At 43.9% G+C, this 18,042-nt stretch carries 17 protein-coding genes and 5 tRNA genes; 7 read left to right on the forward strand and 15 right to left on the reverse strand.

The window, feature by feature from the left end; translation table 11 throughout:
* Window positions 1-95: 95 nt before the first annotated feature.
* From DC094_RS09765 to DC094_RS09795, 7 genes are all read right to left on the reverse strand, one after another.
* Entirely contained in the window at window positions 96-287 is a 192-nt protein-coding gene (locus tag DC094_RS09765; RefSeq protein ID WP_133245516.1) for a hypothetical protein, read from the reverse strand.
* Between the two features lie 73 nt (window positions 288-360).
* On the reverse strand, window positions 361-1,440 hold the full coding sequence (locus tag DC094_RS09770; protein WP_116686932.1) for a DUF3080 family protein: 1,080 nt from the start codon (window positions 1,438-1,440) through the stop codon (window positions 361-363).
* 343 nt (window positions 1,441-1,783) lie between these two features.
* A tRNA-Glu gene (locus DC094_RS09775) sits at window positions 1,784-1,859 on the reverse strand.
* A gap of 50 nt (window positions 1,860-1,909) precedes the next feature.
* Window positions 1,910-1,985, reverse strand: a tRNA-Glu gene (locus DC094_RS09780).
* A gap of 60 nt (window positions 1,986-2,045) precedes the next feature.
* Window positions 2,046-2,121 (reverse strand) — tRNA-Glu (locus tag DC094_RS09785).
* Between the two features lie 50 nt (window positions 2,122-2,171).
* Window positions 2,172-2,247 (reverse strand) — tRNA-Glu (locus tag DC094_RS09790).
* A gap of 61 nt (window positions 2,248-2,308) precedes the next feature.
* A tRNA-Glu gene (locus DC094_RS09795) sits at window positions 2,309-2,384 on the reverse strand.
* A gap of 205 nt (window positions 2,385-2,589) precedes the next feature.
* On the opposite strand from DC094_RS09795, the gene DC094_RS09800 reads away from it, so the two are divergent.
* The 3 genes from DC094_RS09800 to DC094_RS09810 all read left to right on the forward strand — a co-directional run bounded on the left by DC094_RS09800 (window position 2,590) and on the right by DC094_RS09810 (window position 5,857).
* A complete protein-coding gene (locus DC094_RS09800; protein ID WP_241504015.1) occupies window positions 2,590-3,816 on the forward strand; it encodes a KamA family radical SAM protein in 1,227 nt (408 codons plus the stop codon).
* Window positions 3,817-4,127: 311 nt separating this feature from the next.
* Entirely contained in the window at window positions 4,128-4,808 is a 681-nt protein-coding gene (locus DC094_RS09805) for a 2OG-Fe(II) oxygenase (RefSeq protein WP_116686933.1), read from the forward strand.
* Window positions 4,809-5,128: 320 nt separating this feature from the next.
* Window positions 5,129-5,857 (forward strand): hypothetical protein, encoded by a 729-nt coding sequence (locus DC094_RS09810; RefSeq protein WP_116686934.1) that lies wholly within the window; start codon window positions 5,129-5,131, stop codon window positions 5,855-5,857.
* Window positions 5,858-6,136: 279 nt separating this feature from the next.
* Here DC094_RS09810 and DC094_RS09815 read toward each other — a convergent pair whose 3' ends face one another.
* Entirely contained in the window at window positions 6,137-6,376 is a 240-nt protein-coding gene (locus tag DC094_RS09815; protein WP_116686935.1) for a DUF7957 family protein, read from the reverse strand.
* A gap of 812 nt (window positions 6,377-7,188) precedes the next feature.
* Between DC094_RS09815 and gltX the strand changes: the two genes are divergently transcribed.
* A complete protein-coding gene (gltX, locus tag DC094_RS09825) occupies window positions 7,189-8,676 on the forward strand; it encodes a glutamate--tRNA ligase (protein WP_116686937.1) in 1,488 nt (495 codons plus the stop codon).
* Window positions 8,677-9,124: 448 nt separating this feature from the next.
* On the opposite strand, the gene DC094_RS09830 is transcribed toward gltX, so the two are convergent.
* The 5 genes from DC094_RS09830 to DC094_RS22100 all read right to left on the reverse strand — a co-directional run bounded on the left by DC094_RS09830 (window position 9,125) and on the right by DC094_RS22100 (window position 13,247).
* Complete coding sequence (locus DC094_RS09830) at window positions 9,125-9,874, reverse strand: START domain-containing protein (protein ID WP_116686938.1); 750 nt, start codon at window positions 9,872-9,874, stop codon at window positions 9,125-9,127.
* 205 nt (window positions 9,875-10,079) lie between these two features.
* Window positions 10,080-10,865 (reverse strand): peroxide stress protein YaaA, encoded by a 786-nt coding sequence (gene yaaA, locus DC094_RS09835; RefSeq protein ID WP_116686939.1) that lies wholly within the window; start codon window positions 10,863-10,865, stop codon window positions 10,080-10,082.
* Window positions 10,853-11,515: a TetR/AcrR family transcriptional regulator gene (locus DC094_RS09840; RefSeq protein WP_116686940.1), complete on the reverse strand. Its 663-nt coding sequence runs from the start codon at window positions 11,513-11,515 to the stop codon at window positions 10,853-10,855. Before DC094_RS09840 ends, yaaA begins: the two co-directional genes overlap by 13 nt.
* A gap of 26 nt (window positions 11,516-11,541) precedes the next feature.
* Window positions 11,542-12,708 carry an AI-2E family transporter gene (locus DC094_RS09845; RefSeq protein ID WP_241504016.1) on the reverse strand — a complete coding sequence of 389 codons (1,167 nt, stop codon included), beginning with the start codon at window positions 12,706-12,708 and terminating at the stop codon, window positions 11,542-11,544.
* 371 nt (window positions 12,709-13,079) lie between these two features.
* On the reverse strand, window positions 13,080-13,247 hold the full coding sequence (locus DC094_RS22100; RefSeq protein ID WP_158527281.1) for a hypothetical protein: 168 nt from the start codon (window positions 13,245-13,247) through the stop codon (window positions 13,080-13,082).
* A gap of 149 nt (window positions 13,248-13,396) precedes the next feature.
* Here DC094_RS22100 and DC094_RS09850 point away from each other — a divergent pair, with 149 nt between their 5' ends.
* The 3 genes from DC094_RS09850 (at window position 13,397) to DC094_RS09860 (ending at window position 15,923) form a co-directional block, all read left to right on the forward strand.
* The gene (locus DC094_RS09850) at window positions 13,397-13,852 is read left to right on the forward strand and encodes a DUF4442 domain-containing protein (RefSeq protein ID WP_116686941.1); all 456 of its coding nucleotides are present in this window, start codon (window positions 13,397-13,399) and stop codon (window positions 13,850-13,852) included.
* A 354-nt stretch (window positions 13,853-14,206) separates the two neighbouring features.
* The gene (locus DC094_RS09855; protein WP_116686942.1) at window positions 14,207-14,665 is read left to right on the forward strand and encodes a GAF domain-containing protein; all 459 of its coding nucleotides are present in this window, start codon (window positions 14,207-14,209) and stop codon (window positions 14,663-14,665) included.
* Window positions 14,666-15,011: 346 nt separating this feature from the next.
* The gene (locus tag DC094_RS09860; protein ID WP_116686943.1) at window positions 15,012-15,923 is read left to right on the forward strand and encodes a bile acid:sodium symporter family protein; all 912 of its coding nucleotides are present in this window, start codon (window positions 15,012-15,014) and stop codon (window positions 15,921-15,923) included.
* 57 nt (window positions 15,924-15,980) lie between these two features.
* Here DC094_RS09860 and DC094_RS09865 read toward each other — a convergent pair whose 3' ends face one another.
* Together DC094_RS09865 and DC094_RS09870 are read right to left on the reverse strand one after the other, a co-directional pair.
* On the reverse strand, window positions 15,981-16,637 hold the full coding sequence (locus tag DC094_RS09865) for a M23 family metallopeptidase (protein ID WP_241504017.1): 657 nt from the start codon (window positions 16,635-16,637) through the stop codon (window positions 15,981-15,983).
* 409 nt (window positions 16,638-17,046) lie between these two features.
* Window positions 17,047-17,679 carry an AF_1327 family membrane protein gene (locus tag DC094_RS09870; protein ID WP_133245517.1) on the reverse strand — a complete coding sequence of 211 codons (633 nt, stop codon included), beginning with the start codon at window positions 17,677-17,679 and terminating at the stop codon, window positions 17,047-17,049.
* Between the last annotated feature and the right edge of the window lie 363 nt (window positions 17,680-18,042).

Here is an 18,042-nt window from a genome sequence, read left to right on the forward strand (position 1 = left end):
AATTAGGCACACCTGTTATTGTCCACTCATAACTAATTTTTATGAGTCACTGCTGGCTAACCCCACTATAACGTCTGAAGGCCGACACAGAAAGCCTAGAAGCCAGATTCTCCCTCTTGGCGAGGAAATGTGCGTTCATCCTTACCCGTTTTAAACTCTTCGACCATTTCGTTGTACGCACCTCGCACCAATTCCGAAACTATCTCCCCCATTTGGCGATCAGTTCTAAAGCTTAATTTTTTCAACATTGAATGCGCATCGGCATCGATTTTAACTAATTTTTTCATCAATAAAATTCCTACTAAACCCAAGCACAATCTTAGCAGCCCGGTAGACCGGGGTGGTTGGCCAGACCACAGATTAGCCATTCAACCTATTTACTCCGGGCGACATATCACATTTTTTTAACAAATCATTCCAGGCTTGTGCGTGAGACACACTGACCTTGCGAAACTGACTCACCAAACCGCCCTGCCCGACCAGACGATTTAGGTAATTTTGAAACTCCAAGCCCACTAGCAGTCGCTTATTTTTTAACATCTCCAACCAAAAACCCTCAAGCAATTCAGCCTGCCGAGCCAACAACACCATTCGCGTTTGAATTTCCGGAATAAAATAACGATAAAGCAAACCTTGCATGCGCTTTACTTGCTTGCGGCGAAACGGGTTGTTACAGCTCCCCATTGCAGAAAACGCTTCCACTCGCTCTTCAGCCAACTGCAGTTCTGCCGTTAATAATTTCAGCTCTCTCCAAAACTTACCGCCAGCGAAATTAGACAACGCTTGAAATGCGGGATAGACATTGTCGATATTCACCCGCTCAGGCGACCGCTGCGCCTGTAGCAAAATCTGCAAAGGGCGCGATAAAGAAATCACCACATCACCCTGCAAACCTGAAGCTGCATAGAGTCGGCCAACCTCAGGGCTCTCTAGCAAAATATTCCAAAAACGAACCGACCAACGCCCCCGCCGCAACCGATCAACTTGCTTGATCAAATCACCCGCCCGACCAGAATCGATGCATTGCTTAGTCAGCTGAAACAACTTCAGCTCTCGCTGCAATCGAGGCGGGCCATTTTGTATTTTGCCCAAAGGCCCATTCGCTTCTGCCAGCAAAGACAAAATACCGCAACGATCCAACTCGATAGATTCCAGCAAGTTAAATGAGACTCGCACCTCTTTAATTAATGCATCTGGTTTATTGGGCACAGCAAAAAAATCTGACCTAGGAAAGTCCAGTGGCTGCATATCAGTGACTCGCTCAAGTCGCTGCAAATACTCACGACTTGGTCGATCTGAGCCACTGCAACCTGCTAACAATCCAGACACTGAAATTAATAACAACACGATCAATCGAAGCACACCCAATGACAACGCACTCGACAACCCAAAAAACAAACCACGGCCCATCTCAATCAACGCTTGCTTCCCTGCAACCACCCAGACACCTCCAAGCACTCACTTTCAAACAAAGATTTAATCACCAACTAAGAATCAGCCAGACAACCGAGCAAACCCTCAATCGCAAACATCAGCATGGGCTACAAGTCGCTTACAAACCAGCCGCGGCAACACATACCAAAGACAGTAGCTGCAAAAGAAAACCACAAAAGAGAGTATCGAAGGGAACTAAACGAAACTGACGACAAAGAAAACAGTAGACGTTGATAGTCAACCACCAGCCAAGTGGCAGATAAACAAGCCATAGCCGAACACACAACAAGGCTCGAACCACTTTATTTTGAGCAAAAAAAAGCCAACTCAATGAGTTGGCTTTCTTAATTGGTATCCCCAAGGGGAGTCGAACCCCTGTTACCGCCGTGAAAGGGCGGTGTCCTAGGCCTCTAGACGATGGGGACCTTGAACTTTTTACTGCGTTGCATCGAATGTTCAGTCAATGCCACTGAATTGGTATCCCCAAGGGGAGTCGAACCCCTGTTACCGCCGTGAAAGGGCGGTGTCCTAGGCCTCTAGACGATGGGGACCTTGAACTTTTTACTTAAACTTCTTACATCGAATCGAATTATTAATCGATTCAACTAAATTGGTATCCCCAAGGGGAGTCGAACCCCTGTTACCGCCGTGAAAGGGCGGTGTCCTAGGCCTCTAGACGATGGGGACCTTGAACTTTTTACTGCGTTGCATCGAATGTTCAGTCAATGCCACTGAATTGGTATCCCCAAGGGGAGTCGAACCCCTGTTACCGCCGTGAAAGGGCGGTGTCCTAGGCCTCTAGACGATGGGGACCTTGAACTTGCTTTGCTACACCAATTTCACGCCAAGCGATTGAAATCAATGCCTTTAAATTTGGTATCCCCAAGGGGAGTCGAACCCCTGTTACCGCCGTGAAAGGGCGGTGTCCTAGGCCTCTAGACGATGGGGACCTAGTACTTGCTTCGGCTGAGCCGCAACAAGTGGGGCGCATACTATGGATCGAGCCCTTTATTGTCAAGCATTCAATCATCATCTCATGACTGTTGTCCTTTGCCCTGCTCGGGTCAAAAACTGGAAAAATCCTTTCTGTATGATTGTTTCTTCTTATGCCAGTTTCCTGGCAGAGTTTTTCATGTTTTCCCCCGGGAGTTGTTAGTGAATAAAGCAGTTACGCTATCCCCGTGCTCATCATTTGAAAAAATCGAGTACCAAGCCTTCACCAATAAGCACTTACATAAAATTGAAGCGCTCAACCTATTACCTGCCGCGCTAAAATTTAATATTGATGTGGTCTCACGGGTATTCCCTTTTCGTACCAACCCCCACGTAATTGATAACTTGATTGATTGGGAAGATGCAGAAAACGATCCAATGTTCCGCCTGACCTTTCCTCAAAAAGGCATGCTGGACGACGCATCATTTGATCGCATTGCCAATTTAATTAAGCAAAACGCCAGCGAACAAGAAATTCATCAAGTCGCCATGGAAGTTCGTGCCAGCTTGAATCCGCATCCTGCCGGGCAAATGCAAATGAATGTGCCGAGCTACAACGGCCATAGCCTGCCGGGCAGCCAGCACAAATACACCCAAACCGTGTTGTTCTTCCCAAGCCAGGGCCAGGTTTGCCACGCCTACTGCACCTTTTGCTTTCGCTGGGCACAGTTTGTCGGCGACAAAGAGTTAAAGTTTTCTTCCACCGATTCCGAGGCGTTATTCGGTTATCTGGAAAGCCATAAAGAAGTGACAGACCTGTTAATTACCGGCGGTAACTCATTGGTAATGAACGCCGATCATCTGGAGCGTTATCTGGAAGGCTTATATAGAGAAGAGCTTTCTCATATCCAGACAGTTCGCTTCGGTACCAAAACCCTCACCTTCTGGCCACAGCGCTTTGTGACCGATGACGACAGCGATCGCATTCTCGCCGCCATGGAACGATTGGTTAAAGCCGGTAAACATGTCGCGGTAATGGCGCACTTTAACCATTGGCGAGAGCTGGAATCGCCGACCACCAAAGAAGCCATTCGCCGCATTCGCGCCACCGGCGCTCAGATTCGCGCCCAAAGCCCACTGCTTTCCCATATAAATGATGATGCAGCCACTTGGTCAAAAATGTGGAACAAGCAAATTCAACTCGGCATCATTCCTTATTACATGTTTGTCGCCCGTGATACCGGTGCCAGCCGTTATTTCGAATTGCCACTGGCGCGCGCTTGGGAAATTTACCAAAAAGCCATGGGTTCGGTTTCCGGGTTAGCCAGAACTGCCCGCGGCCCATCGATGAGTGGCGGCCCGGGCAAAGTTGAAATTTCTGGTGTATCAGAAATTCAAGGCGAGAAAGTTTTCGTACTGCGCTTTATTCAAGCCAGAAATGATGACTAGCTACAACGACCATTCTTTGCCAAGTATGATGAAAAAGCCTCATGGCTCGATCAACTCACCCCGGCATTTGGCGAAAAAGAATTCTTCTTTGAAGCAGAATATAAAGAAATGCAACGTCAGGCGGGTATTGAATTAAATGAACCTGCGGTAGAAATAATAGAAATTGAGTAATCAATTAATTTCTTTTGGTGGTAATCCTAGGATTCAGGATTACCACCTCTCAAAAAAACATAAAAACCTTTAAAACCTTTAAAACCCGTACCATTTATCTTAACACTGTCAAAAACACAAAAAACCAACAGGTACTCTTAATGTGGTTGAATGATCAGCAAACAAGCGATTCTGCAATAGATGCATATCGAGCGTCTTTATTAAGCGCTTGCCCCAACCATGTCGTGATTGATAACTTGTTTAATGCAGACAGGCTCGATGACGTAATACAGGTTTTACAGCAGCCAGATAACTGGAAAACTCAACAGCACACTTATGCTGCCTTATACGTCGACAATGCCGAGTGGCAAAAAGCCAGCAGCGAGCAGCGCTTCGTCCAGCGAGATGTTTGGCAACGGCAAGAAAATGAATCGAGTGCAGCGCAAGATCTGTTGTCATTTTTGCGTGGCAACCAGTTTATGTCGCTACTATCGCGTATTTTCAATGTGCAACTAACCGATATAAACGTCTCCGATCCTGAAATCAATACCAATTATTTTCGATTAGGCGCCGCCGATTTTGTTGCGCAACATGCCGACGACTCACCGGGAAGAGAAGTCTGCATGTTGTTGTATTTAAATAAATCGTGGCAAAATAATGCAGGGGGAGAATTGACTTTTTTAGGGCAAGATGACAAGCAAATAAGCGTTGCTCCCTTATATAATTGCTGCGTACTTTTTGATCGATTTTCAAAAGGTTCTGAGCATTGGGTAGAAAGATTGAATGCTGAATATGCAGGTTTATATCGCTATAACGTGGTGAGCTGGTATTGGTCTGAGTAACTTCCTTCTTCTACGAATACTTGCACAAAAATTAACTCTAAAAAACAAAAAGATCTTTAACATCATTTTAAATTAACTAGAACTCTCGAATGCGAACCATTCGAGAGTTTTTCATTAATCTCATAAAATGAAATTTTAAAAGATAACAATGATACACATTTAAATGCCGAGATTTTGTGACTATCGCTCTCATATAACGCTACAGAGGTCAATAAATACCGTCGGCCTTATTTTTTTTGACCTAGTGCTTTTGGTATTTTAAATATCTATCTTGATTTTTTCGAATGCGCCATGCATTTGCACTCAAGATAAGATAGCCAATGCCAAATGTCGAACAAAGAATTTATATTCCAGTAGATGATCTGACTTCTGATGTCGGCGCCAGTAACTTAAGAAAATCTCTTCAAGGCGACCCATCAACACTCCCTCCAGGCAGTCAATTAATACCTATTATTTCCGAAACCCACGGAGAAACCGATGCCTTATACTTCAAACCTGATAGTGATCTGGTGGAATTATATATTGTCGGCCATGGAAGAATGGGCAAACGATTAGGTAGCGCAGAAGAAAATTATGGTGCAAAAGCACTGGTTAATCGGATGATGAATGAAGGCTTATGTTCACTGCTCGGACGCAAGTTTTGTATTTATTTATACACTTGCTCTTCTGGCGTTCATATTCCTCGCTTTTCTCTTGGTTATTCCCATGCCGATATTATTAAAATTGGCACTCGTTCTCCTTATGCTGAACGCGTAGCACAAGCACTTTACAAAAAAGGCTTTCATGACGGAATGGTAGTTGGCTATGGCGGCTTTTATAACGCCAAAACAGCTCAATATGACGATCATGTTTTTATGGACAAACGCAAACAAGAACAAGCGGCTCACTCAGATGCTATCGACGTCAGCGTTCCCTACCGAATTACCAAGCAAGGCGTTGAGCCTATGACTTCAGACCATTATGAAAATAAAATATCTTGGTTCGAGCGGGCCTTCTTCACCAAGAAAACCCATCGTTTTCATGCACCACGCCGCAAGCGCGCAGCATAGGAGCAAATCATTTTCGCATTGAGTAGACTGGTTAATTATCAGACCAGTCTACTCATAAGGTACGTTTTGGCTTGGTGCGGTCATATCTTTGGATGGTAGAGGTTTCATTCGGTAGAGGTTTCATTCGGTAGAGGTTTCATTCTTTCAATAAATTTATGCTTGGCATTTATTATTCGTGAACTTGTTAGGCACTACTTTGTAAACTCACCTTTTAACAACTTACCATCAGCTAGATCAATTGCGCATGTAAAGCCTGCAAAATTATTAACAACAACCTGATTACCGTTTAAAATTAGTATAAGCATCTGTACTCTGAGTTGTAGGGTTTTCTGCCATCCATAAAACAGAGCCATCTTGGTTCACACAGTGGAAATTTCGTGCCACAGAATTTTTGTCAAATTCCATGTAGTCAAAAATAATTAAAATGCCCTGCTTGATTTCCTTGGCTTCCAATATTGAGTATGGCAACTCAACAGTGCCTCCATTTATCTCGATTCTATTTTTATTAATCTGAATCATCGAGTACACCTAACTTAAACCCAACAGAACACAGGCCCGTATAGGGTTATATCTATCACAAAAGTGAATATGAGTTTAAAGCTCACCAACCCACTACCCTAGCGGATTTTCAGCACCTTTTCCGTTGGAAATCGACACTATAGCGCGCAGTCAGGTATGTCAATTGACGTTTATGTCATCAAAATGCCAGCTATGTTCGAAGAGAAGATACGCAAAGGTAATTCTTTGAAATTAGCAACTCGCTTAAACATCTACCACCCCTGGCTTTCGGCTTTGGCATCCTGCGCCACTCTAATGCGTGCACTCATGCACTTTCTGTCCGGAATGACTTGGCTCGGAAGATGCCACTGCAACCGCGTGCACACAAAAATACCGAAGATTGTAAACCGGCTTTCAGCTCGTCAGCTTCAGTATGCAGATAGCGCAGCGCTTACTAGCAACGCGGCCTAACAAACCAACGACCGTTTTCAAGCAGCGCACTGGCCTTACTTCTCTGCCAGCTCAACCTTTTGTTAAAAAAATACTCCTATTCGGAATATTTTTATTCAAACCATAACCAATTGATTCGATTGGCCACTGAGATCCATTCACTAGGGACAGTAAATTATTCCGGACGCACATAACTTGCCGTGAAACCTCCCTGTCACTAGGTTCTCGCCATTCCCTAGCGAGAATGACGAGAAGCTCACAAATGGCCACATCATATTTTGCTGTATGGTTAGAAAAAAGCACCTTATTTTGCTTCAACCCATTCATTGTCTAGCCCCTGTCTCGTATAATCGCCGCTTTATATTTCTCGGAGTCTCACGCTGATGTGTGTGCGTACTCGAGTCGCCCCTTCTCCAACCGGCGACCCCCATGTAGGAACAGCTTTCATTGCGCTGTTCAATCTTTGCTTTGCCCGTCAACACAAGGGTGAATTCATCCTGCGTGTTGAAGATACCGACCAGGCACGCAGCACCCCTGAATCTGAAAAAATGATCATGGATTCATTGCGTTGGTTAGGCCTGGATTGGAGCGAAGGCCCAGATAAAGGCGGCGAATACGGCCCTTATCGCCAAAGCGAACGCCGCGATATTTACGACACGCATATCAAGCAGTTGCTCGATGATGACCATGCATTTCATTGCTTTTGCTCCAACGAGCGATTGGATGAAATTCGTAGTCACCAGCAAGAGAACAAACTGGCTCAGGGTTATGACGGTCACTGCATGGGTCTTTCTAAGGAAGAAGTTGCAGCCAAGCTTGAAGCGGGTGAACCGCATGTGGTTCGTATGAAAGTACCACGCGAAGGCACTTGTACCTTCAGTGACATGCTGCGTGGCGAGATTGATATCGACTGGCAACAGGTTGATATGCAGATCCTGATGAAGGGTGACGGCATGCCAACTTACCACTTGGCTAACGTGGTTGATGATCATCTGATGAAGATCACCCATGTTATTCGTGGCGAAGAGTGGATTAGCTCTGCTCCAAAGCACCAGCTTTTATATAAGTATTTTGGTTGGGATATGCCGGAGCTGTGCCATTTGCCATTGCTGCGCAACCCAGATAAAAGCAAGCTTTCTAAGCGTAAAAATCCAACCAGCATTAGTTATTACGAGCGGATGGGCTTTTTACCAGAAGCGCTGGTTAACTACCTTGGCCGTATGGGCTGGTCAATGCCAGACGAGCGTGAAAAGTTCACTCTGGATGAAATGGTTGAGCACTTTGATATCTCTCGAGTATCTCTGGGCGGACCAATTTTCGATCAGGAAAAACTCAGCTGGTTAAACGGCACCTGGATTCGTGAAGACCTGAGCACCGAACAGTTTGCTGAGCGACTGAAAAACTGGGCACTCAATAGCGATTACCTGATGCAATTTGCTGAAATGGCACAAGGCCGGGTGGATCGTTTATCTGATGTTGCGCCTATCTCCAGCTTCATGCTTTCGGGCATGCTGGAGGTTAGCGAAGCTGATTTTGAACACAAAAAACTTGAAAAAGATGACGTTCGCAAACTGCTGCAATTTATTGTGTGGAAGTTAGAAGCACAGCGCGATTGGTGCAAAGACAGCATCTTTAATGATGTGAAAACGTTATCTAAGCAAATGGGACACAAAATGGGCGACTTTATGTTCCCAATTTTTGTCGCGATTGCTGGCACGCCAAATTCTTGGTCTGTGATGGATTCAATGGCGATTCTCGGCCCAGATATGAGCCGTGCTCGCTTACGCCACGCATTAAATGTGTTAGGCGGGCCATCCAAGAAAGAAGGCAAGCGTTGGGAAAAAGAATTTAAAGTGCTTGGCGCAGAATAATTTTCTGCCTGCCTAAAGTTTGAAATATAAAAAACCTCGTTAGCAAAATAGCTAGCGAGGTTTTTTTATAACTAAAGTTCGTAGCATTTAATAAAATTTCACATGCATAAAATACACTTTTTTATGGACTCAAAAAAAACTACCGCGAGCAGTTATTAATAAGCTGGATAGATATTAATCGTTGCGCAAGCATTCGCAGAAGACGACACCTTACTTCAAATAATTGTTGGGTGCGCTTTAAGGCTTGCTCAACTTACTTTTAATTCGTCATGAGCGCCACTTACCAACGAAATATCACGCTTCGCCGAGGCCCAGGAATGACCTACGAAAAGATGCAGAAAAATTATTTATTTGCACAGCCATTATTAATTAAATCGCTGCATTTTTTATTTCCAGTCAATAAAAAACCCCGCTAAAAACAGCAGGGCTTTTTATAAAACAACATTAATTATTGAGCAGTAGTCTCAGTAACAGGCGCTACAATCTCAACAGGTGCTACAATCTCAACAGCAGGTGCTACAGGCTTTGCAGCAAGTGCTCCTGGCTCAGTAATATAGTTTATTTGAGCTGTTTGATATTTATCTTTCTTTAAAATCTTTGGCATGTTTTTCAGAGTGTTTAATGGCGTTTTAACGACCACTGAGTTAGCTAGCCAGCTGGGCAAGCTGCCACCTGGATCAGCATGCGCTTCATAAGTTACCTCAACAGCACCAGAGCCCATTGGCTTGTACTGCCAGTAACCTTTCAATGAATTCATACGGACATAATCATCATCCAACGGCATTCTTTCGATCATTTTGCCGCCGTCCATAGAGATAGTTACCGTCAAGTTCTGTGGATCCTGAGAAGTCACAGAATGAACCACCACATCACGATCGGTCACCGGGAAAGGTGCATCGTTGATGGTATAGCTATAACGCTCAGTCGGTGAAACCTGTTCAACCAGTTTCATACCACCACAGTTATGCATCCAATCTTCACAAGCGGTAGTGTCTGCCAACAAAGCTACCAGAGACGACAGGGAAGAATTAACGGTGGTCACACCTTTAAACGCCTTGAGTGATGAGCCCTCTACAACTTTGGTAAAGACCTTAACGCCACTCTTTTCCTCGACCAATTCCCAACCTTGAGATTCGGCCAGCGCGACATTTGCCGAAGACATGATGATCAATCCGGCCAGTGCTGCTTTTAATTTCATGGATGCTCCTTGTTATATCACTCAGCCGCAGGCGACATGAGAGGTTTGTTATTATTTCCCTAAACTTGCGCCCGCATTTTTTACATCTGCGAAGTAAGCAAGTCGTAACTGTTCCGAGCTGAAACAAGCATATCCCAGCCAGCCCATAAGAAAAACCGACATATCTGATGTCGGCTGAGTGAAAAGTTTCTTACAGTAACGTTATTTAGCCGGTTTGTTCATCTCGCAGGAATACCAAGGTATCGCCAGCAGATTGTTCCGGACAAAAGTAGTAGCCAGCTTCGACAAACTGTTCTAGCTGAGACACGGTTTCAATTTGATTACGTAAAATCCACGAGGTCATCAAACCACGGGCTTTTTTGGCATGAAAGCTAATGATTTTATAAATACCATTTTTCTGGTCTTTAAATATCGGCGTGACCACCCTAGCCTGCAGGTTTGGCCGTGCAATTGATTTGAAATATTCATTAGATGCCAAGTTAACCAGCACCCCATCGCCAACTTCACTATTGATTGAGTCAACCAAATGGCTGCCCCAAAAGGCATATAAATCTTTGCCGCGGTTACTCACTAATTTGGTGCCCATTTCTAACCGGTAAGGCAACATCCGATCTAGCGGTTTTAATACCCCGTAAAGCCCAGACAAAATACGCAGTTTTTTCTGGGCTTGCGCTAAGTCTTCGCCGCTCATGGAATCGACATCAAGCCCGGTATAAACATCACCACGAAAAGCAAAAATACACGGGCGAGTCTTATCGGCCTCAAGTGGCAAACGCCAGTTAATATATCGCTCAAAGTTCAGCTCAGATAACTTGGCGCTCAACTTCATTAAACCAGATAAATCAGTCGGTGTTTTCTTTCGGAGCAACGTCACCAATTGTTCACTTTGCTGCAGAAACCTTGGATCGGTTTGAGCAGGTGCTTGCTCAAGGGCATCACTGAGTGGATTTTTATAATCGAGCGTTTTCGCTGGCGAAATTACAACGTGCATTTAAAATCATCCTCAGTCCGGCTGACTGGTGCGGTTATTCCGCCAGCCAGGAAATCAAGAAAGCCTGAAAACATGCCTACAGGCGATACGTTTTGCAAGTCTCCCAAAGGAGTTTCTGATAGCCACTCCATTTCAGACAAGCAGTGGATTACTGTCAATAAGCTCACTAATATTCTGCGGCGTAATACATCTTTAGGAATATCTGGCAGCAAGTCAGTTAACATTGCATCTAGCTGCTGTAGCATCTCACCCATATATTGATTCACTAATCGCCTGGCTTCAGGCTGACCATCTAAGTGAATCCGCGCCAACAAACGAATTAAGTCTTTACCTTGAGGATCCTGATAATAAATGGTCAACAAAGGCGATAGAGTAGTTCGCAGCAAATCGCGCAATTGAGGTTCTGGCTGTGATAAGTACCACTGCAGGGCATCATCCTTCAATGGCCGCAATCGCTCCAGAAAATATTGCAAGATCGCTTCAAGAATTCCCACTCGACTGCCGAAATGATAATGCACCGCCGAGGCATTCTTTGCCCCAGCCATTGAATTAATGGTGCGCATTGAAACACCATCAATCCCTTGCTCGGCAAATAAATTCAATGCTGCCAAGAGTAATTTTTGCCGAGTATCTGCCTTGTCTTCATTCATGTTTTTTTTTCGCCAATCCGTCAGCGTTAATCTGAAGGGTTATTTTCATCCGGAGATTGATTAGATAAAGGCTTGTCTTCAAACGAAGCGTCTTCGTTGGTCGATCCATTGTGCTGGGCTAACACCATCGATAGCTCTTTACCCTCAACTTGCAGCTCTTCATCCGGGTCACCGCCAAGCATAATCGCCATCCACAGCGTTTGCGGGTTACTTTCCAAGGCAATTTTAACAATCATGGTAAGTGGTACCGATAACAACATGCCCACCGGACCTAATACCCAACCCCAGAAAACCAAAGACAGAAACACAATTAATGTCGATAAGCCAAGGCCTCGGCCCATCCAGCGTGGTTCTACCACATTACCCATTACAAGGTTAACCAGCACATAACCGAAAGCAGCAAATAGCGCTTCACTGCCACCCAGTTGAATAAATGCCAATAACACTGCAGGCACCGCCGCAATGATCGAGCCGATATTAGGAACGAAATTCAATAATGCTGCCAGCAAGCCCCACAATATGGCGTGATCAACACCAATAAACATCAACCAGCCGGTAATAAACACCCCTGTCATTAAACTGACAATTCCCTTAATCGCCAAATAGCGATTAACACCGGTAGTAAAACGATCAAAACCATCCAACGTGGTATGGGCATTCTCTAAAGCAAAGTGAATTTTTTTAGGCAAGCTAGAAGCTTCAAACAAAATAAAAATCACTGTTAGCAGAATCAGAAAAGCATTGGTAAATACACCACCAAGACCAGTCAAGACTTGAGCGACCAAATCCATAATGCCTGAAGGATCAATTTGATCTTTTACCTGATCCAACCCGGGAGGATCGATACCGTACTTTTCCAACAGGTCAATAATGCCCGATGCTTCATCCTGAATTCGCTGCTGATAGAAGGGTAATTTCTTATAAAAAACAGTCAAATTACCCGCGACTACAGCAACCAGACCACCACCGACCACCACGACCCCGGCCAACAAGCCAGTCACAGCAATGGCAGAAGGCACCCCTCTACGTTGCATCCAAAACAAACAAGGTGCGCTCATCACGGCAATAAAAACTGAGAGTAAAAAAGTCACCAATACCGGTGCCGCCGCCTTCATTCCGGCGACTACCACTACAAAACATGCAGCAGGCAATAGCACTCTGGTTAACCCTTGAAAATGTACCGGCTGACCCACCTTGGTCTCTCCTGGAAAAAATCTCTGGCGAAAGCGTCACAAAAAAGCCGGGCAAAGGCAAGTAACAGCTGCAATCAATACCTCACTATCAGGAATTCAGGTACTTAGGTTCGCTATGAACTTGTGACTAAAGACGTTTCTAATCCCGACCAAACCCTGCATATTGAAGTGGCTTGAGTATAAATACAGCTACCGCAAGAGGATTCAATATGCGGCAAGAACGCTATTTTTAAATCGGCAAGTACCACCTTTGGTTTGGCTACCAAGACCAAGATACCAACTTGCTGCGGATTGATGGCATTGAGCCGATCAAAAACTATCGGTTAAGGCCTGAAGGTCTCACGGTCACTAGCACAGCCCACAGTCAAACATTACAACTGCAGCTCAACCGGTTCCATCGAATTAAAATTGAAGAGACCTGCGACAATAACTTTCACTTCAGCAAAATAACCAGCTACTGGCTTGCCATTCCCCTCTTTTGGATAGCCGGACAAGAAAAAGCACATAAAGGCGTAAGTCTGATTGAGACGATTTGCCACCTTAACAAACTCCGCCTCGAACCAGAGTTAAATCATAATGCTTAACCTTCAAGGTAATTTACGATTCTCGATTTGAAATATTTGCCTTTATTACACACAACCGGTGTAATAGAAAAATCTGTACCATAAATAAAAATAACGAGCAGTAGATGAAACTCTCCCCTAAAACCCTCAAGCGCTTGCTCAATTTTTACCCGCCCTATATTGGCGCAGGTATAAAAATTGAGCATATCTCGAATGACTGGTCGGAACTTCAGGTCTCAATGAGCCTACGCTGGTATAACCGAAACGCCGTTGGAACGCATTTTGGCGGTAGTCTTTACTCGATGGTTGATCCCCACGTCATGCTATTGTTAATGCAGCTGTTGGGGAAAAAGTACTTTGTTTGGGACAAATCAGCTCATATCGATTTTATTAAGCCTGGCAAAGGTAAAGTCACTGCAATCATTAAAATTTCTGCTGCAGACCTTGAAGACATTAAACAAAAAACCGAAAACGGCGAAAAGTATTTACCTGAATTTAAAGTGGAAGTTCGAGATCAGGAAAATAATCTGGTCGCGCTGGCTACAAAAACACTTTATATAAAGAAAAAGCCAACTGACTAGCCTTTCCATACTTAAAATACTGTGTTGATTTATATCTACCCAATTTTTACCACAGTAATTGGCAGTAAGGATTCTTCATCAGTGAATCCTTACTTCTATTTATAAAATACTCTTTATCACGAAAACCATTTAACAACATTTCTACCCCACTCTCCTTTCGCTACAACCAAAAGCCACACAACCAATTGTTTAGGAAAACAAAAACAGATTACAGATTCCATTTATTGATCGAAATCAATACAGGTTGTCGGGCATTTTTATCTGTTTATCTTTGCAACAAACAGCAAGTTGAACCAAAGCTGCTTTGTGTCACTCTGACAGAACAAGTAATTTATGAATATGAGAATTTAATTTATGCCTCCATTAATAAAACACCGTCAATACTGGCAAGCAGAGGTTGATGGCTTGGCAATAACAACTGGCCTTCACTCAATTTTAATCATGGAATCACTACCAGATACCATGAAGGTTATTGTTGCCAATAGCGCTCAGTCAATTTATTCTCAAGACGACCAAGGCTCCAAGAGCGCTCAAGAAGGCTGCCATAACCTCTACTGTGAGCGAGTCGTTAATACCGGAACGCCTTTGTTTGTTGCTGATACATCAGTAGATAAAGAATGGCAAGGCAATGAAGATCTAGTGAAATTTGGCCTAGGTACTTACTACGGTGTTCCGCTTCGTCAAGAAGGGAAAGTCGTCGGTACGGTGTGTGCACTGCACCCTGAGAGTTTTGACTTCGAAGCCGGCAGTACCAGCGCTAAAGATCGTATTCTGGCGCTACAGGCTAAAATTGAAAGCGATTTAGCCCATTAAATTCGCGCTTTACCAAAGCCAAACCACACAGTTGTTACTCATCGCAATTAAATGCCGTAATATAAGGCGGCATTTAATTGATTCTTTATTACAACAAAATTCCACCATTGCCACCCGATTCTTTTTTTTCGTATTGATTAACAGAAACAGACGAATACATCTACGTTACAAGAACCGAACTAGAAACTTGAAAGCCGGAAAATGTCGATAATATTTTAAGTCACACCAAATGTAGTTTTTGCATAAAAAACAGCTCTGCGACAGAAAATATTGGTAATGCTTCCCAAGCGCACTTCAGTTCTTTACGATATTCGCCATGGACGATTAAATAATAAAAGGGTGTGGCATGGGTGAATTTTACGTCGCAAATGAATATTGGTTTTCGGTGTTTCAATTAGTTACTGCAATGGTCGGCATGGGTGCCACCTTAACGCCGAAAGACTTTAAAGAGTTGTTAATAGAACCAAAAGCAGTGTCTAGCGGTACCACTATTCAATTATTTGTGGTTCCTTTGTTGGCCTTTGTTTTTATCTGGGGTTTTGGTATCGCAGGCGGTATCGCGATTGGTATTGCTCTGATAGCGGCAGTGCCCGGCGGCTCGACTTCGAATATCTTCACTCACTTTGCCCGAGGCAATATTGCACTTTCAATTGCTATCACGGCGGTCACGACCCTAGCCTGTTTGATCACCACCCCGCTCATTCTAGAATTTTTGATCAGCCATGATATGCCTGCTGATTTTATTATGCCCAGAGCGCAAATAATGAAGGAGATAGCTTTAACGCTACTACTGCCATTAGCACTCGGTATGTTGTATTTACGCGTGCTACCTAACTCAGCAAAAGCCTTATCCAAATGGTCTGTGCGTATTTCACTGTTCGGTTTATTAATGATTGTGGTTGGCGCTTCGGCCTCTGGTCGATTAGATTTAGAAGCTTTTGGCTTCACTAATGTTGGTTTAATTGTGGTGTTTATTTTAAGCATGGCATTGGTCAGCTGGTTGATTTCCTGGGGTCTACTGAAATTATCACATGGTGACGCTATCGCGGTGGATATGGAAGTCGTGGTGCGCAACATTAACCTCGGATTTATGCTCAAGGCTTTATTGTTTCCGGCAGTGCTTGGGAAAACCGATCCAATTGGGGATATGGTGTTGTTAACCTTACTGCTCTACGGTGGTTTACAGATTTTTGCAGCCGCCGGTTTGATTGGTTTAAGGCGATATACCGGCAAGAAAATAAGTCGGCAGGTTGCTTAACGCTATCGTCTGATTATTTGCGATATGCCAACGAGAAAACTTCAGAAAAATAGTCGACTATTTTTTTAGATTAATTAATTTTTTATGTGGACTTAGATAAAACATTTTCTTCCAACCTTGGGTTTCAAAAGTTATCCGCCAAGGCATAGGAAGCAAGCTCATAATTGAATAGTGTAAATGCGGTGGCTTTCCTGCCGCATTTCCACTATCACCTAAAGAACCAATTACTTCACCTGGCGACAACCACTGCCCGACAAATACCATTTGGCTATTCAAATGTGCGTAATAATGTATTCGCCACTTAGGTCCTAATACATACACTACCTTGCCACCCTTGCTTAAATTTCGAACACTCACTACCAGCCCTGCTGTTGCAGCCACCACCGGTTGATCACGCAAACCGAAGATATCGATTCCCTTGTGAACACCAGAACTACCCCAAGGCCCATACCAAAAGGTTTTATGGTTCCAATCCGCTTTGGTTGCACCTTTAACTGGAATGTTCATTTCTTCTGCAGGAATCAATCCAGTAAGAACAATCAACAACAAGATACCCGGCAACCAATACTTCATCAGTGATCGATATGGCTCATTAATAGCTGGAAATGAAGCAACAGACACAAACTGTTTTGGCGGATCAACCAAATGTTTTCGGATGTTCGACCAGCGCAGTGCGCGCTTGATAGATTGATTTAGTGGTGGTTGAAAGTGCACGTATTCGCTCGACTTTACTATCAAAATTTAACAGATTAGCAATCAGTCTAGCCAACATTGAAACAAATATTTGAGCCAGCAGACACACTTTAGATCTTAGGGTCACGGAATCTATAAATTATTCGGTTGCACTGAGCAGCCGTAAGCGCGAACTGCAACTTAATCATGATGCAATTGATTCTAAAGGATTATTTTTAGAGTCATCCATTGGCAATCAACATATTGTCTGCTCGGTATTTGTGGCAATACCCGACATATTGTTTGCCGGGCATTTGTGAGAACCCCCGAAAGTTGTAGTTCGGCTTTGGCATCCTGCGTCGCTCTACCTTCCACACCCATGTGGTCGTCACCGTAGGCTCAGTACAACTTACGCAGCATAGAATTAAGTACTCACTTTTCGAGCAAGAATTCACACCCAACCATTCAAAGCCATGCTGGTAATAAATACCGCATTGACGCCATAAATTGCCCCTAGCCCCATGAACTGCTTCTTACGACTGTCCATATCGTAAATCCAGTAACAAGCGGCAAAGAAAGGCACATAGCCAACTAGGAAGATTAACCAAGGTGCTTTGGCACTCCACCAAGCCCATTCCCAGACCAGCAATCCGGCCTGATTCAACATAATTTCAATAAATACGCAGCCAATTGAATTCATCACAATAAATAAAATTCGATTATTAATGCCAAATATTTTCAGCTTGGGATCTTTCGGCAACATCATGGTTGCCATTAAACCGGTTAAGGCAAAGCCAAAGACAATTTCAATATTCCAACCGATTAATAATTGATAGGCCGATGGGCCATGGGTTCCCCAGACAGGTGCAAAACCTGAAAGATGCATCACTAGGCTATTCCAGGTCTCGTTGAACAAATCCACGCCTAGAAATGCTAAAGCACCTAACACACGAGATAAATTGCCTTTATCCAGTTCCTTGAACCATGCATAGCCGACCATGGTTAATAGCGGCACCACATACCATTTCATGGTGGACGGGTCGCGAAGAATTTCCAACGTTTGTAGTGTATTGGCTGAGAGCATAGTGGTCGCTTTTTGTTATTATTTTTTATAGTAGTGAGATGGTTTTACCATATTTCTAAAAGAGGTGGTATCACTGCGGGCCATCGTAGAAAACTGCTGAAAACTCAAGAAAAGATAATTTTAGAACTATCTTTTATTTGATTTGTTTCATCCAGTTACAGCATCTATTAGCGAGAATCGACCTTATTCCATAACCCGAATCAAAAGATACAGTTTAGATAGATCGAAATCTTGATAGGCGTCATCCCGCTCGCAGTGACTAACTGCCACCATCGGACTCAGCTTCGGCTTAGCTTTTGCCCAACCCGAGCATCGAATTCAATATTCAACCAAAACTAGATACCGATAAAACCCATGCTGCCA

It is taken from the genome of Pelagibaculum spongiae, assembly GCF_003097315.1.
GTDB lineage: Bacteria > Pseudomonadota > Gammaproteobacteria > Enterobacterales > Pelagibaculaceae > Pelagibaculum > Pelagibaculum spongiae.